At 66.9% G+C, this 14,909-nt stretch carries 15 protein-coding genes; 8 read left to right on the top strand and 7 right to left on the bottom strand.

Features of this window, described 5'->3' with window-relative positions:
• Positions 1-125 precede the first annotated feature (125 nt).
• Positions 126-1,181, top strand: coding sequence for a COX15/CtaA family protein (locus PIB44_RS08870; RefSeq protein WP_278069095.1), 1,056 nt, complete (start codon positions 126-128; stop codon positions 1,179-1,181).
• 78 nt (positions 1,182-1,259) lie between these two features.
• Here PIB44_RS08870 and cobS read toward each other — a convergent pair whose 3' ends face one another.
• Together cobS and PIB44_RS08860 are read right to left on the bottom strand one after the other, a co-directional pair.
• Positions 1,260-2,264: a cobaltochelatase subunit CobS gene (gene cobS / locus PIB44_RS08865; RefSeq protein ID WP_025977219.1), complete on the bottom strand. Its 1,005-nt coding sequence runs from the start codon at positions 2,262-2,264 to the stop codon at positions 1,260-1,262.
• A gap of 80 nt (positions 2,265-2,344) precedes the next feature.
• The gene (locus PIB44_RS08860; RefSeq protein WP_278069094.1) at positions 2,345-2,773 is read right to left on the bottom strand and encodes an organic hydroperoxide resistance protein; all 429 of its coding nucleotides are present in this window, start codon (positions 2,771-2,773) and stop codon (positions 2,345-2,347) included.
• 132 nt (positions 2,774-2,905) lie between these two features.
• Here PIB44_RS08860 and PIB44_RS08855 point away from each other — a divergent pair, with 132 nt between their 5' ends.
• Entirely contained in the window at positions 2,906-3,178 is a 273-nt protein-coding gene (locus PIB44_RS08855; protein WP_025977217.1) for a hypothetical protein, read from the top strand.
• Here the strand turns inward: PIB44_RS08855 and PIB44_RS08850 are convergent.
• Complete coding sequence (locus PIB44_RS08850) at positions 3,138-3,806, bottom strand: J domain-containing protein (RefSeq protein ID WP_025977216.1); 669 nt, start codon at positions 3,804-3,806, stop codon at positions 3,138-3,140. The two genes, PIB44_RS08855 and PIB44_RS08850, sit on opposite strands and share 41 nt — an antisense overlap.
• Positions 3,807-3,827: 21 nt before the next feature.
• Here PIB44_RS08850 and PIB44_RS08845 point away from each other — a divergent pair, with 21 nt between their 5' ends.
• The 6 genes from PIB44_RS08845 (at position 3,828) to PIB44_RS08820 (ending at position 11,808) form a co-directional block, all read left to right on the top strand.
• On the top strand, positions 3,828-4,151 hold the full coding sequence (locus PIB44_RS08845) for a BolA family protein (protein WP_446680376.1): 324 nt from the start codon (positions 3,828-3,830) through the stop codon (positions 4,149-4,151).
• Positions 4,152-4,257: 106 nt separating this feature from the next.
• A complete protein-coding gene (locus PIB44_RS08840) occupies positions 4,258-6,063 on the top strand; it encodes a response regulator (RefSeq protein WP_025977214.1) in 1,806 nt (601 codons plus the stop codon).
• 65 nt (positions 6,064-6,128) lie between these two features.
• Positions 6,129-7,826 (top strand): cisplatin damage response ATP-dependent DNA ligase, encoded by a 1,698-nt coding sequence (locus PIB44_RS08835; RefSeq protein ID WP_278069093.1) that lies wholly within the window; start codon positions 6,129-6,131, stop codon positions 7,824-7,826.
• Between the two features lie 44 nt (positions 7,827-7,870).
• The gene (locus PIB44_RS08830) at positions 7,871-8,851 is read left to right on the top strand and encodes a mechanosensitive ion channel family protein (RefSeq protein ID WP_278069092.1); all 981 of its coding nucleotides are present in this window, start codon (positions 7,871-7,873) and stop codon (positions 8,849-8,851) included.
• 3 nt (positions 8,852-8,854) lie between these two features.
• Positions 8,855-9,871: a threonine aldolase family protein gene (locus PIB44_RS08825; protein ID WP_278069091.1), complete on the top strand. Its 1,017-nt coding sequence runs from the start codon at positions 8,855-8,857 to the stop codon at positions 9,869-9,871.
• A 50-nt stretch (positions 9,872-9,921) separates the two neighbouring features.
• Positions 9,922-11,808, top strand: a complete 1,887-nt coding sequence (locus tag PIB44_RS08820; RefSeq protein ID WP_376787712.1) for an ABCB family ABC transporter ATP-binding protein/permease — start codon at positions 9,922-9,924, stop codon at positions 11,806-11,808.
• 6 nt (positions 11,809-11,814) lie between these two features.
• On the opposite strand, the gene PIB44_RS08815 is transcribed toward PIB44_RS08820, so the two are convergent.
• From PIB44_RS08815 to PIB44_RS08800, 4 genes are all read right to left on the bottom strand, one after another.
• A complete protein-coding gene (locus PIB44_RS08815; RefSeq protein ID WP_278069090.1) occupies positions 11,815-12,291 on the bottom strand; it encodes a chemotaxis protein CheE in 477 nt (158 codons plus the stop codon).
• Complete coding sequence (locus tag PIB44_RS08810) at positions 12,288-12,863, bottom strand: response regulator (protein WP_278069089.1); 576 nt, start codon at positions 12,861-12,863, stop codon at positions 12,288-12,290. Before PIB44_RS08810 ends, PIB44_RS08815 begins: the two co-directional genes overlap by 4 nt.
• Before the next feature lie 95 nt (positions 12,864-12,958).
• Entirely contained in the window at positions 12,959-13,909 is a 951-nt protein-coding gene (locus PIB44_RS08805; protein ID WP_134581028.1) for an acetyl-CoA carboxylase carboxyltransferase subunit alpha, read from the bottom strand.
• Positions 13,910-13,994: 85 nt separating this feature from the next.
• On the bottom strand, positions 13,995-14,894 hold the full coding sequence (locus tag PIB44_RS08800; RefSeq protein ID WP_278069087.1) for a site-specific tyrosine recombinase XerD: 900 nt from the start codon (positions 14,892-14,894) through the stop codon (positions 13,995-13,997).
• Between the last annotated feature and the right edge of the window lie 15 nt (positions 14,895-14,909).

Raw genomic sequence — 14,909 nt, 5'->3', positions numbered from 1 at the left:
CTGACTGCTGTGCGACGCTTTGGCGAAGAAAGCGACTCGATCTTGCCACGCGGGAGGGGCATATCCCTCGGTTCCGCCGCCTGTGAAGAGGCGGCAAGCATATCGGGGCGAACGGCAGGCGTCGAATGAAGCGTATTGGGGATTTGGATCGCAGCCGCGCTGTGGCGCTGTGGCTGTTTTTCTGCGCGACCTTGGTGTTCGCAATGATCGTGGTCGGGGGGGCGACGCGCCTGACCGGATCGGGTCTGTCGATCACGGAATGGAAGCCCATCATGGGCGCGCTGCCCCCGATGAACCACGCCGACTGGGTCGAGGCGTTCGACAAGTACAAGGCCATCCCCCAGTACACCGAAGTGAACGCCGGCATGAGCATGGCGCAGTTCCAGTACATCTTCTGGTGGGAGTGGGCGCACCGGCTGCTGGGGCGTCTGATCGGGGCCGTCTTCGCCTTGCCCTTCATCGCCTTCCTGGCCTTTCGGGCGATCCCGCGTCGTCTGATCGGCCGCTGCGCCGTTCTTCTGGCTCTGGGCGGCCTGCAGGGTCTGATCGGCTGGTGGATGGTGTCCAGCGGCCTGGCCGAGCGCGTCGATGTAGCGCCGGAACGTCTGGCGACCCATCTGGGCCTGGCCTTCGTGATTTTTGCGGGCCTGATCTGGACGGGGCTGGAGGCCTGGGCCGGGGTTGACGCCAACCGCCCGTCGCGCGCCTGGACCTGGGCCGCGGGCCTGCTGCTGGGCGGGGTCTTCGTCCAGTGCCTGTTGGGCGGCCTGGTGGCGGGCGCCAAGGCGGGCCTGATCTATACCGACTGGCCGCTGATGAACGGAGCCTTCTTCCCGCCGATCGCGTGGGGGCAGGGGGTGTTGGCCTTCTTGCATGATCAGGGGCTGGTGCAGCTGAACCACCGCATAGGCGCCTATGCCTTGCTGTTCGCCGGCACCTTCTATGCGGTCCAAGCCCTGCGCGGGCGTCTGGACGGCGGGCTTGGGATCGCCGCCGTCGTCTTTGCGGGCGCGCTGTGGTTCCAGGCGGGCCTGGGCGTCATGACCCTGATCCACGCCGTGCCGGTGACGCTGGGCGTGCTCCACCAGGCCGTGGCGGCGCTCGTGCTTGGGGCGGCGACGGTGAACCTGTGGCTGGTGCGGCGTTCGCGGCCGCGGATGTTCGCGTCCAGCCTGCGCTAAGCCGTCAGCACGGCTGAACAAAAAGGCCGCCTTCCGGATCGGACGGCGGCCTTTTCAATATGGCGATAGGCGAGAGCGTTAGCCGATCTTCACCCGCGTTGCGGATTCCGGCAGGTCCTCGCCGAAGGCGCGCTGATAGAACTCGGCGATGGTGGGCCGTTCCAGCTCGTCGCACTTGTTCAGGAAGGTCAGCCGGAAGCTCAGAGCCAGGTCGCCGCCGAAGATGATGGCGTTCTGGGCCCAGGTGATGACCGTGCGGGGCGACATGACGGTCGAGATGTCGCCGTTCATGAAGGCGTTGCGGGTCATGTCGGCGACGCGGACCATGGCGGCGATCTGACGGCGGCCGTCGGCCGTGTCGTACTCAGGCGCCTTGGCCACGACGATCTCGGCTTCCACGTCGTGGTCGAGATAGTTCAGCGTGGTGACGATGTTCCAGCGGTCCAACTGCGCCTGATTGATCTGCTGGGCGCCGTGATACAGGCCCGTGGTGTCGCCCAGACCGACCGTGTTCGAGGTCGCGAACAGGCGGAACCACTTGTTCGGACGGATGACCCGGTTCTGGTCAAGCAGGGTCAGGCGCCCTTGCGCCTCCAGCACGCGCTGGATGACGAACATCACGTCGGGGCGGCCCGCGTCGTATTCGTCGAACACCAGGGCGACCGGGCGTTGCAGCGACCACGGCAGGATGCCTTCGCGGAATTCGGTGATCTGCTTGCCGTCCTTCAGGACGATGGCGTCCTTGCCGATCAGGTCGATCCGGCTGACGTGGGCGTCCAGGTTCACGCGCACCATCGGCCAGTTCAGGCGCGCGGCGACCTGCTCGATGTGGGTCGACTTGCCGGTGCCGTGATAGCCCTGGACCATCACGCGGCGGTCGTAGGCGAAGCCCGCGCAGATGGCGAGCGTCGTCTGCGGATCGAACCGATAGGACTCGTCGATTTCGGGCACGTGGCTGTCGCGCGTCTCGAAGGCGGGCACGACCATGTCGGAATCGATGCCGAACGCTTCTTTCAGCGTGACCTTGCGGTGCGGTTCCAGCGTGACGAGCGGATCGGGGGAGGCGTCGAGCGGAGAGGTCATGGCCACCACCTAGCGCCCTCGCGCGCGCGGCTCAACACGCGCGAGGGGCCGGACTGATGATTAGCGCTGGGCCGGTCGGATTATTCCGCCGAAAGGGCGACCTCGACGTTGCCGCGCGTGGCGTTGGAGTAGGGGCAGACCTGATGCGCCTTGTGGATAAGGTCTTTGATAACCGCCTCGTCCAATCCGTGGTCCGTGACCTTCAGCGTCACATCCAAGTTGAAACCTTCGCCGCGGGTGTTCTTGCCGAAACCGATGCCTGCCTCGACCTTGGTGTCAGGTCCCACAGGCGTCCCCGCCTTGCCGGACACCAGACGCAGGGCGCCCAGGTAGCAGGCGGCGTAGCCGGTTGCGAACAGCTGCTCCGGGTTGGTTCCGTCGCCGCCCTTGCCCCCCATTTCGGTCGGGACGGACAGGCGGACGTCGATCTTGCCGTCGTCGGTGGCCGAGCGGCCCCCGTCGCGTCCTCCGCCGGACGCCGTGGCGTGGGCGCGGTACAGGATTTCCATGAGACAGGCTCCGAACATTTTGAAGGGCTGAAGCTGCTTCAACGCCTCTCAGAAACAACGGTTCTGTGATTCGGAATATCCACAGCGTGATGTTAACAATTGCCGCATCGCTCCCATTGGGGAGGGGCTGAGATGACCACGCTGCCGCAGTTCTTCTGCTATGTGTACGACGCGCCCGGCCGGACGCCTCAAATGCTTGCGCTTGAGGCCGACACCTTCCTTGAGGCGATCCGCGAGACGCGCCAGGTGATGCGCGGCGAAAGCGGCGCGGACGTCTTCGCGGAGATCTGGGACTCGTCTCAACTCGGCGGGCAGGTCACCCGCGTGGAGGCCTCGCCCGGCGGCGCCGGCCTGCTGAGGTCCCTCAAGCGTAACCGGCCTTTTTCAAGGTTTTCCAGGCCTTGATCACGCTCTGAAGTTTGACCTCGGCGCCACGGTCGCCGCCATTGGTGTCCGGGTGGAAGCGCTTCAAAAGCTCATGATAGCGGGCCTTCACCGCGGCCTTGTCGGCGCCCGGCTCCAGGTTCAGGTCCGCCAGGGCGGCGCGCTCCAGCTTGCCCATGCGCTGTTCAGGGGCCTCGGCGACCGGCGCTTCCTGGGTTCTGCGTCCGAACAGGCCGAAACTGTCGCGCCATGAACCGGCGCCTGAGGTGTTGTTCGTGCCGAACTTGGCGGCGAAGGCGGCCGCCTCGCGCGTCTGGGGGCCGGCCTTCATCTGCCAGGTGGGGCGGCCGCCGGTCATGGCCTCGTTTTCCTGGGCCGCGCGGATCTGGCCCTCGTTCATGCCGGCGTAGAAGTTCCAGCCCTTGTTGTACTGGCCCGCGTGGCCCTGACAGAAGTTGTAGAATTCGTTGATCTGCTCGCGCGACTTGGGCGCCTTGGCGGTCGCCGGGCGAGAGCAGTCGGGCCACTCGCAGCGCTTCTCGCCGGGCTTCAGGTGCAGGACGTCGGCCTCGGCCTGTTCCTCCTCGGGCCGGGGCGGCTTCACGCGGATATCGGTAAAGCGAGGCTTGTATTGAAAAGACGCAGACATCCTCCGAAGTGTAGGGCTGATTTGGACGGCTTCAAGGAACGACCGATGTCTAATGGCCCTGTGGCGACGATTATCCGTGAAAAACTGACAGCGGCCTTCGCTCCGAGCGTGATTGAGCTGGAGGACGACAGCTGGAAACACGCCGGCCACCACCACGAAGGGGGAATCGACGCCCAGGACGGCGGAGAAAGTCATTTCCAGCTGCGGATCGTTTCCACCGCCTTCGAAGGCATGAATCGCGTCGCGCGTCAGCGGGCGGTGAATACGGCTCTGAAAGACGAGCTCAGCGGCCCGGTTCACGCCCTATCCATCCGCGCCCAGACGCCGGGCGAGGCCGCGGGCTGATATTCACCGATTTGGGATTACGTAGTTCTCCGCATTCATATCGTCTTAGAACTTTTGGCCATAGCGTCCGCCCCCGAAGCATATTGCAGCGAGCGGGGGCGTCGCCATGGTGGGTTCCGAAGGAATAGGGAAGGGGCTTGAAAGCCAGGAGGCCGGCAGCGCCGCCCAGGCTCTGTCCGCCATCCTGCAGACCCACTATCTGCGCTATCTGATCATCACCAGCTGGGCCGTGGGGCTGATCGCGACCGTGGGTCTGCTGCATGGCCTGCTGTGGTTCGCCGGAACCCTGGCCGCCGGGGCGCTGCGCGGCGTGGCGGAAAAACGGATCAGCCGCAGCCAGAACGCTGAGGCCGGGTGGGACCGCATCTTTCCGATTGTGGGCGCTGTGACGACGGCCGCCTGGGCGGCGGCGCCCCTTATGGCCTGGTTTTCCGACTCGCTCTTCGGCCGCGAACTGGCGATCGCACTGCTGATCTCCGGCTATGTGCTGGTCTTCGCCCAACTGCGCAGCTCGCCTAAGCAGGCCATTGTGATTTCATCGCCCTACGGCGTCGCGGCGGCGATCATCGCTGTGACCCTGATCGGCGATCCGGCCTTCTGGCCCTTCCTCATGCTGGCGCCGTTCACGGCGGCCTCGCTGTTCGTCCTCGTGACGATGACCATGTTGCGCGAGGAACGCATCCGCGCTTTCCAGGAACACCAGGCGCATCTGATCGAGGAACTGGAGGCGGCCAGGGACAAGGCGAACGCGGCCAACGAGGCCAAATCCAACTTCCTCGGCGTCATTTCTCACGAACTGCGCACGCCGATGAACGGGGTGCTCGGCGCGGCGCAGCTGTTGAGCGCGACGCGGCTGGACGGCGCCCAGCGCGAATATCTGGCGATCATCCGCAACTCGGGCGACAATCTGCTCAGCCTGCTGAACGACATCCTCGACATGACCAAGATCGAGGCGGGGCGGATGAACTTCGAGTCCATCGACATCCAGTTGGACGACCTTCACCGCCGCATCGTCGGCCCCTTCGAGGCGCAGGCCGAGGCCAAGGGACTGAGGTTCGTGTCCGAGTTCGAGGGCGATACGCCTGCCGTCGTGCGCGGCGACCCCTTGCGGGTCTGTCAGGTGGTGCAGAACCTGCTGTCCAACGCGGTGAAGTTCACCGAGAGCGGCGACATCCGCTTTGTGACGCGAAGCCGCCGTATCTCCGAGCGCCGCGTGGCGTTCGAGTTCGCGGTTCACGACAGCGGCGCAGGGATTTCAGAAGGCGACATGGATCAGTTGTTCCAGCCCTTCACCCAGATCGACGCTTCGTCGACACGACGCTTCGGCGGCACGGGTCTGGGCCTGACGATTTCGCGACGCCTGGCCAACATCATGGGCGGCGACATCACGGTGCAGTCTCAGGTCGGCTCGGGGTCGGTCTTCACCTTCGCTGTCGAGGGCGAGGTCGTCTGCTGGGAAGATGAGGCCGCTCAGGCCGACGCGGACTCCGATAGCATCGAACCGGACGGCATGAAGGTGCTGGTCGTCGAGGATCACCCGGTCAACCGCATGATCCTTGAGGCGTGGATGGGCTCGACCGGACGCCGCACCACGACGGCTGAAAACGGCCAGGAGGCGGTCGATATCGCTCAACATCAGGCGTTTGACCTGATCATCATGGACGTGAACATGCCGGTCATGGACGGCCTGACCGCCACCCGTCTGATCCGCGCGGGCGGCGCCAACGCCGAAACGCCGATCGTCGTGCTATCGGCGTCGGCCCGGAACGAGGACCACGAAGCCGGCATGGCGGCTGGAGCCGACGCCTACCTGAACAAGCCGATCGATTTCCGCAGTCTTGCCGGCCTTATGACCCAGGCCAAGGGCGGGCGGCCCGCGCTTCAACAGTCAGTCGAGAGCGAAGCCGCCTGACGGATACGGAAACGCTTGCGAGGTTCGGCGTTCCGTAAGGCCACGACCGAATCTCAGGAGCCGATTTGCGCCGTTTCGCCGAACTGCTTGATCGACTGTCGCTGACTGCGTCGCGCAAGGCGAAGCTGGTTCTCTTGCGCGATTACCTCCGGTCGACGCCCGATCCGGATCGGGGCTGGGCGCTGGCGGCGCTGACCGGCGACCTGACATTCTCCGCAGCCAAGCCGGCCATGATCCGCAAGGCCGCCGAGGCGCGCGTCGATCCTGTGCTGTTCGGCTGGTCCTACGACTATGTGGGCGACCTGGCCGAGACGGTCGCCCTGATCTGGCCGTCCGATCCCGACCACCGGCCCAACCGCGAGCCGTCGCTGGGCGAGGTCGTGGACGCGCTGCAGGGCGCAGGCCGGCAGGAGGCGCCCCGTCTGATCGAAGGCTGGCTGAACGCCCTGGAGCCGAAAGGGCGCTGGGCGCTGTTGAAGCTGGTCACAGGCGGACTGCGCGTCGGCGTGTCGGCGCGCCTGGCGCGCACCGCCACGGCCATGATGCGGCCGGACGCCGTCAGCGCGCCTCCTACGCCGGAAGGCGGCGAGCAGGCCGCCGTCCTGCCGCCGGTCGACGTCGCAGACATTGAAGAGGTCTGGCATGGGCTGAGCGCGCCCTATGGCGATCTGTTCGCCTGGCTGGAAGGGCGAGGCGAGCGCCCCAGCGCCGAGGCTTCCGGCCGGTTCCGTCCCGTCATGTTGGCGACCGCTCTGGATGAGGCGACGGATATGCCCCGTCTGGACCCGACGGACTTCGTGGCCGAGTGGAAATGGGACGGCGTGCGGGTGCAGGCCGTGCGCGAAGGCGGGGTGACGCGGCTCTATTCCCGCACCGGCGACGACATTTCGGCGACGTTTCCCGACGTGATCCAGGCTTTGGCCTTTGAGGGCGCGGTGGACGGCGAACTGCTCGTCGTGCGCGATGGCGCTGTCGCTCCGTTCGGCGACTTGCAGCAGCGGTTAAACCGCAAGACGGCCAGCGCGCGATTGATGCAGGATTATCCGGCGGCCATCCTGGCCTACGACCTGCTTGCCGACGGAGAGCAGGACGTGCGCGCGCTGCCGCTGACGGAGCGTCGAGAGCGGCTCGAGCGTCTGGTGTCCCGACATGAGGGCGATCGCTTGGCGCTGTCGCCGTTGCTGACCCACGCGACCTGGGACGATCTGGCGGCCTTGCGGGCCGATCCGCCGGTCGGCGCCGCTGCCGAAGGCCTGATGCTGAAACGCCGCGACAGCGCCTATGTCGCTGGCCGCCCGAAAGGGCCGTGGTTCAAATGGAAGCGCGATCCTCACGTCATCGACGCGGTTCTGATGTATGCCCAGCGGGGCCACGGCAAACGGTCCGGCTTCTATTCCGACTACACGTTCGGCGTCTGGACCGAGGAAGGCGCGCTGACGCCGGTCGGCAAGGCCTATTTCGGCTTCACCGACGAGGAGTTGAAACAGATCGACAAATTCGTGCGCGACCACACCACCGATCGTTTCGGCCCCGTTCGCGCGGTTCGCGCCGAACGCGATTTCGGCCTGGTTCTTGAGATCGCCTTCGAGGGGCTTCAGCGCTCGACGAGGCACAAATCGGGGGTCGCCATGCGCTTCCCGCGCGTCAGCCGCATCCGCTGGGACAAGCCCGCGCGCGAGGCGGATACGCTCGAGACGGTGCTCGATCTGCTGGACGCCATCGAGCGCGGCGGCGGTCGGGTCAGCGCCGGTGAAAAAGCTTGAGCGTCGGGGCTTCCAATCGGCTCCACGTGCGTTAGACCCGGTTCATGCTCATGAATTTCCTGCATAGTCGCGTCGTTCTGGCCGAGCCCTTGGCTCAGGCGATGGCCGCCGGCGAGCAGAGGCTGAGCATGGACGCCGCTATTCTGGCCAAGGCTATGGATCTGCTAGGCGATTTCGCCGTCAACCTGGCGATTGCGGCGATCATCTTCGTCCTGACCCTGCTCGCTGCGCGCTGGGCCTCGGGGGCGGCGCGGAAGATTTTGGGCCGGACGCGGCTGGTGCGGCGCGATCCCACGGTGCTGGCCTTTATGGTGCAGATTGTGCGGGTGGTGGTCGTCATCATCGGCATGATCGCCGTACTGCAGCGTCTGGGCGTGCAGACGACCTCCATCATCGCCGTTCTGGGCGCCGCCTCGCTGGCGGTCGGCCTGGCCCTTCAAGGGACGCTGTCGAATGTGGCGGCGGGGGTGATGCTGCTGATCCTTCGCCCCTATCGCGTGGGCGAGGCCATCGACGTGGGCGGCGCCTCCGGCACGGTGCAGAAGCTTGATCTGTTCACTACTCAGCTGACCAACGCCAACAACCACAAGATCGTCATTCCGAATTCCAAGGTGTTGAGCGACGTCATCGTCAATGTGACGGGCCAGCGGACGCGCCGGATCGAGATCAAATTTACCGTGGGGTATGGCGAAAACCTGAAGGACGCCTGCGCCGTTCTGGCGTCGGTCGCCAGGGTGAACGACAGGGTGCTGAAGGATCCGGCGCCGTGGACCGGGGTCACGGGTCTGTTGGACAGCTCGGTCCAGATCACCCTGCACGCCTGGGTCAACAACGCCGACTGGTGGCAGACCCAGTCAGACCTGATGCAGGCGGGCAAGGAGGCGCTGGACGAGGCCGGTATCGAGATTCCCTTCCCGCACCAGGTCGAGGTGCCGGCGAAGGACGCCAAGTTCGCGCGGGTCGTCATGGCCCCGCTGGAAAACGATGCGGCTCAGGACGGATCGTCCGGCCGAGGGGGAGAGTGACCCGTGCGTTTCGATTTCGGTTCCGACAATACGGCGGGCATGGCGCCCTCGGCCCTTCAGAGCCTGATCGCGGCCAATACCGGGTTCGCGCGGGCCTATGGCTCCGATGAGACCTCGGCGCGAGCCGCCGACCTGATCCGTCAGACGCTGGACGCCGACGCCGAGGTGCGCTTCCTGTTCAGCGGCACGGCGGCCAACGCCATCGGCTTGTCGATGCTGGCGCGCCCCTATGAGGCGGTGCTGGCCCACCACGCGGCCCATATCTGCACGGATGAAACTGGCGCGCCCGGCTTCTTCGGTCACGGCGTCGGCCTGATCGGGCTGCCCGGCTACTCGGGCAAGATCGACGTGGCGGCGCTGCACGCCGCTCTGGAAGAGCCTGTCGTCGGCCATCGCCAGCCTGCCGCCGCCCTCAGCCTGACCCAGGCGACGGAGTACGGCGCCGTCTATTCCGAGGAAGAGCTTCGCCACCTGATCGAGCCGGCCAATAGCGCGGGGCTTGGCGTCCATATGGACGGGGCGCGGCTGGCCAACGCCGTGGCCGCGGGTTTCGACCCCAAGAATATCGCGCGGCTGGGCGTGGATGTTCTGTCGTTCGGCGGCGCCAAGGCCGGCGCGCACTGCGTCGAGGCGCTGGTCATCTTCGACAAGGGGCTGACGCGGCGGATCGACAATCGGCTGAAGCAGGCGGGTCAGACGGCGTCAAAGGGTCGGCTGCTGGCGGCCCCGCTGCTGGGTCTGCTGGAAAGCGGCGACTGGCTGTCGGGCGCCGCCCACGCCAATCTGATGGCTCAGCGTCTGGCGGACGGCATTGAGGCCCGGACGTCCTTCGTTCTCGCTCATCCAGTCGAGTCCAATGCGGTTTTCGTGCGCATGCCTGACGAGGCGCATCAGGCGCTGAACGCCTCCGGTTGGGCCTGCTATCAGTTCGACGACGGTTCGGTGCGGTTCGTCTGTTCCTGGGCGACCGAAGAGGCGGCGGTGGACGCTCTCATCGACGCTGTGGCGAGCCTGAACTGAGGTGGCGGTCCGGTTCCGCCTCGATGGCATGACGACGGCGGAGCGCGGCGATGCGGGGTGAACGCTCGGGACGGCGCGGCGATGTCGCGACCAAGGCCATGAACGCTGGCGTCGATCCCTCTCAGCAGGACGCGCCGCCGACGCTGGAGGCGCTGAAGAATCTGATCGGCGTCGTGGCGCGGTCCGGCGCGCCGCAACTGCCCTGGCGCGTGACGGGCGCGATCCTGCTCACGCTGGCGGGCAAGGGGTTGGGCGTGCTCGCCCCTCTGGTGCTGGGCGCGGCGGTCAACCATCTGGCGGCCGATCAGGGGCCCGCGGCGTCCGTGGGGCTGGGCTTCGCCGCCTTCGCCGTGGGCTGGGCTGTGGTGCGCTTCCTGTCAGCGGCGACGCCGCAGTTGTCGGACGTGGTGTTCGCCCCCGTGCGCGCGGCGGCCCAGCGAAAGACGGCGGCCGAGACCTTCGCCCACGCCCTCAGCCTGTCGCTGGATTTCCACCAGACCAAGCGATCCGGCGCCTTGTCGCGCGTGATGGACCGGGGCTCGCGCGCCGTCGACTTCCTGCTGCGCATCCTGATGTTCAATCTGGGGCCGACGGTGCTGGAGCTGCTGCTGGCGGCGGCGGTGCTGGGCGGCAAATACGACTGGCGTTTCGGCGCGGTCGCGGTGGCGGTCGTGCTGGTCTATGCGATCACGACCTTCGCCATGGCCAACTGGCGGCTGGAGCACCGGCGCGCCATGAACGCCGCCGACAGCGAGGCGGCGGGCCTGTCGGTGGACGCCCTGCTGAATTATGAGACGGTTAAGTCGTTCGGCGCCGAAAGCCGCGCGGCCGAGGCCTATGACCGATCCCTATCGACCTATGTTCAGGCCTCGCTGAAGGCGAACACCTCCCTGGCGGCGCTGAACCTGATCCAGGGCCTGATCATGAATGTCGGCCTGGGCGTCATGGCGGTCATGGCCGGGTTCGAGGCGGCGGCTGGACGGATGGGGCCGGGCGATGTGACGGCCGCCGTGCTGATCATGATCTCCCTCTATGCGCCGCTGAACATCCTGGGCTTCGCCTATCGAGAAATCCGCCAGTCCTTCATAGACATGGAGGAGATGCTTAAGGTGACGCGACAAGCGCCGCAGGTGGCGGACGCGCCCGACGCCGTGGCCCTGACCCGGCCTGAGAGCGGTGGCGGCGCCGAGATCGTCTTTGATCATGTGGGCTTCCGGCATGATGCGCGGGCGGCGGGGCTGGACGACGTCAGCTTCGTCACGGCCGCCGGCACGACGACCGCCCTGGTGGGGCCGTCCGGCGCGGGCAAGTCGACCATCGTCAAACTGGCTTTGCGCCTGCTGGACCCACAGGAAGGCGCGGTGCTGATCGACGGTCGGGACGCGCGCGGCCTGACCCAGGCGTCGCTGCGGTCCGCCGTGGCCCTGGTCCCGCAGGACGTGGCCCTGTTCAACGACACCATCGCCGCCAATATCGCCTTCGCCCGTCCTGATGCGGACGACGCGGCGATCTGGGCCGCAGCCGAGGGCGCCGAACTGGCCGACTTCATCCGCAGTCTGCCCGAGGGCATGGAGACCCGCGTCGGCGAGCGAGGCCTGAAGCTCTCCGGCGGCGAGCGCCAGCGTGTCGGCATCGCCCGCGCCCTGCTGGCCGATCCCTGCATCCTGATCCTGGACGAGGCCACCAGCGCCCTGGACAGCCGCACTGAAGCGGCCATTCAGAAGACGCTGCGCAAGGCGAGGGCAGGGCGCACGACCCTCGTGGTGGCCCACCGCCTGTCCACCGTGGCCGACGCCGATCAGATCTTGGTGCTCAAGGCGGGCCGCGTGGTCGAGCGCGGCGCCCACCATGAGCTGGTGGCGCGCCAGGGCGGGGAATATGCGGCCCTGTGGCGCAAACAGACGCGCGGCGCCAGGACGCAGGCCCCTCAAACCTGACTGAACTTAGTCCTTGGCGCCGGGGACCTTGGCCTTCAGCACGTCCTTGAGGCTGTCCAGCACCTGGGCGCGGGCGTCGTCGGCCTCGCTCGGCAGCGTCAGCAGCAGGCGCAGCGCCTGGGCGTGGACGGTGACGATCCGCCAGTCGAACGCCTGATCTTCCGGCGCAGCGTCGATCAGGTCGCACAGATTGGCGGCGGCGGTGCAGATGTCCTTCATCTCGAATGGCCCGGCCGCATCGATCACGGCGCTGGAGCGGGCATAGGCCTGATCCAGAGCGGCGGAGGCTTCGTCAGGACTGGAGGGCGGCTTCATGCCCGCCAAAGCGGACACCTGTGCCTCGATGACCTCTCGGCTGCGGGGCTCATATTCCGCCAGGTTGGCGCGCGCCTGCTTCAGCGCGGTTCCGACGCTGACGCCGCCGGGCTGGTCGATCAGGGTCGACAGGCGCGAGCGACGACGATTGTGCGTGATGATGGTCATAGATTGATCGAGCCTCTTCGCTGGGCCTCGAATTCCGTCTTGCGGATCTCCTCGGAACGACGCTCGGGACCGGGCCAGGGTTCCTCCCTGAAACGACGGTCCGGGCCGAAATAGTCGCCGACCTCCAGGAAGGGGCGATTATCCTTGGCCACCCAGACGATACGTTCCAGCAGCACGCCTGCGCTGAACGGCTTGGTGATCAGGAAGTTGGCCCCGCAGTCGCGCGCCTCAGACACCTTGGAGCGGCGAACGTGGGCGGCGGTCATGATGACGGGCGCATAGGCGTTCGGCTCCAGCCCCGAGCGACGCAGCCAACGCACGAACTCATAGCCGCTCATGCCCGGCATTTCGCAGTCCACCAGGATCAGATCGACCGGGTGGGTCTGCAGGACCTTGATGGCTTCCGCCGCTTGGGCGCACGCATGGCGGACCTTGATGCCGAACCCTAGCAGAGCCTGAGTCGTCAGCTCCATCGCGAACGGGGAGTCGTCGATGACCATGGTCATCGCCACATCGAAGTTGAAGACCGCACTTTCGCGCAGGGTTTCGCCGACCCCGTTCATGCTGCGCATGAGAGCCTCGAATCACGCATTACGGAACCTTGGACGAATCGCATCGGCGCAGCTTCGACGCCGAAGAGCCGCCTTGCAACGGCTCGCGCGTCCGATCAGCCCAGACGGCCGATGGCGTAGAAACGGTCGGCGCGCTGCTTCTTCAACTGCTCGGCCGACAGGCCGGACATGGCCTTGAGTTCTTCTTCCAGCACCTGGCCCACGTTCTGGATCGCTTTTTCGCGGTCGGCGTGGGCGCCGCCCAGCGGCTCGGGGATTACGCGGTCGACGATCTTCAGCTCGATCAGGTCCGGCGCCGTGATTTTCATGGCGTTGGCCGCGTCCTTGGCCCGCGAGCCGTCGCGCCACAGGATGCCCGCCGCGCCTTCCGGCGAGATGACCGAATAGATGGAGTGCTCCAGCATCAGCACCCGGCTTGCGGCGGCGATGGCGATGGCGCCGCCCGAACCGCCTTCGCCCGTCACCGTGGCGATGGAGGGGACGCCCAGCGTCAGGCCGCGCTCGGTCGAACGGGCGATAGCCTCAGCCTGGCCGCGCTCCTCGGCGCCCAGACCTGGATAGGCGCCGGCGGTGTCGACGAAGGTCAGGACGGGCAGGCCGAACTGCTCGGCCATGTCCATCAGGCGCACGGCCTTGCGATAGCCCTCGGGCCGGGCCATGCCGAAGTTGTGGACGATGCGGGTCTGGGTGTCGTGGCCCTTTTCATGGCCCATGATCACGACCGGTTGGCCGCGGAAACGGGCCAGACCGCCCAGGATCGCCTGGTCGTCGCCGAACTGACGATCGCCGTGCAGTTCCACGAAGTCTGTGAACAGGCCGTCGACGTAGTCGATGAAGTGGGGACGTTGCGGGTGGCGCGCGACCTGGGTGCGCATCCACGGGTCAAGGTTGGCGTAGGCCTTCGTGCGCATGGCGTCGGCCTTCTTGCGCAGGGCAGCGATCTCGGTCTCGAAGGATCCGCTGGTCGGCGCCAGCAGCGACAACTCGGCGATCTTGGCGTCCAGTTCGGCGATCGGCTTTTCGAATTCGAGATAGTGCGTGGCCATTAGGCGTCCGTGAGGAGGAAGCGCGCATTGCGCTACGGAAGGCGGCGGAACCTAGAGCGCCGAACGCTTCGGAGCAAGCGCGGGTTCAGTCGTCCTTCGCCAGAGGATGGTTGGCCTGGACCACCTGGGACAGGCGGTCGGTGGCGACGTGGGTGTAGATCTGGGTGGTCGAGATGTCGGCGTGGCCGAGCAGGGTCTGAACCACGCGCAGGTCGGCCCCGCCTTCCAGCAGGTGGGTGGCGAAGGCGTGGCGCAGGACGTGGGGGCTGACGCGCGACGGGTCTATCCCGGCTGAAACGGCCGCCTGATCCAGCAGCTGGGCGAAGCGGCGCGGGGTCAGATGGCCGCTCTTGCCATGGGAAGGAAACAGCCACGGACTATCGGGCGCGCCGGATTTGCGCGCGGCGTCGCGGGCGTCGAGCCAGGCCTTGATGGCTTCCCGCGCGGCAGCGTTGAGGGGCGCCAGACGCTCCTTTCCACCCTTGCCGCGCACGATCAGATAGGCCGGATCGCGCCGCACGGCCTCGACCTTGAGCCCCAGCAACTCGGACACGCGCAGGCCCGAGGCGTAGGCCATCTCGACCAGGGCGATCAGGCGCAGGCCCGCGGAGTTGTCTGCGGCGCCGGCGGCGGCCAGCAGGGCCTCGACCTCGTCGCGGCTCAGGGTTTTGGGCAGGCTGCGTCCCTGCTTGGGCGCATCGAGACGGCGCGACGGATCATCGGCCCGCCAGCCTTCGCCCAGGGCGAAGCGGTAGAACTGTCGCACGGAGGCGCGGCGGCGCGCGGCGGTGGCGGCGGACAGCCCGCGCCGGGACAGATCGGCGAACCACGCCTCCAGCGCCTCCTGCGGCGCAGCCATCAGGCCCCCGTCGCCCAGCCAGTTTTCCGCATCCGCCAGGTCCCGGCCATAGGCGGCCAGCGTATGGGGCGAGGCGTCGCGCTCGACCGCCATCATCTCAAGGAAGGCTTCGATCTGCGGTGTCATGCCGTGTCAGGTCGT

It is taken from the genome of Brevundimonas sanguinis (assembly GCF_029636725.1).
Classification (GTDB): domain Bacteria; phylum Pseudomonadota; class Alphaproteobacteria; order Caulobacterales; family Caulobacteraceae; genus Brevundimonas; species Brevundimonas sanguinis.
This window is presented reverse-complemented; position numbering and strand designations above follow the sequence as displayed.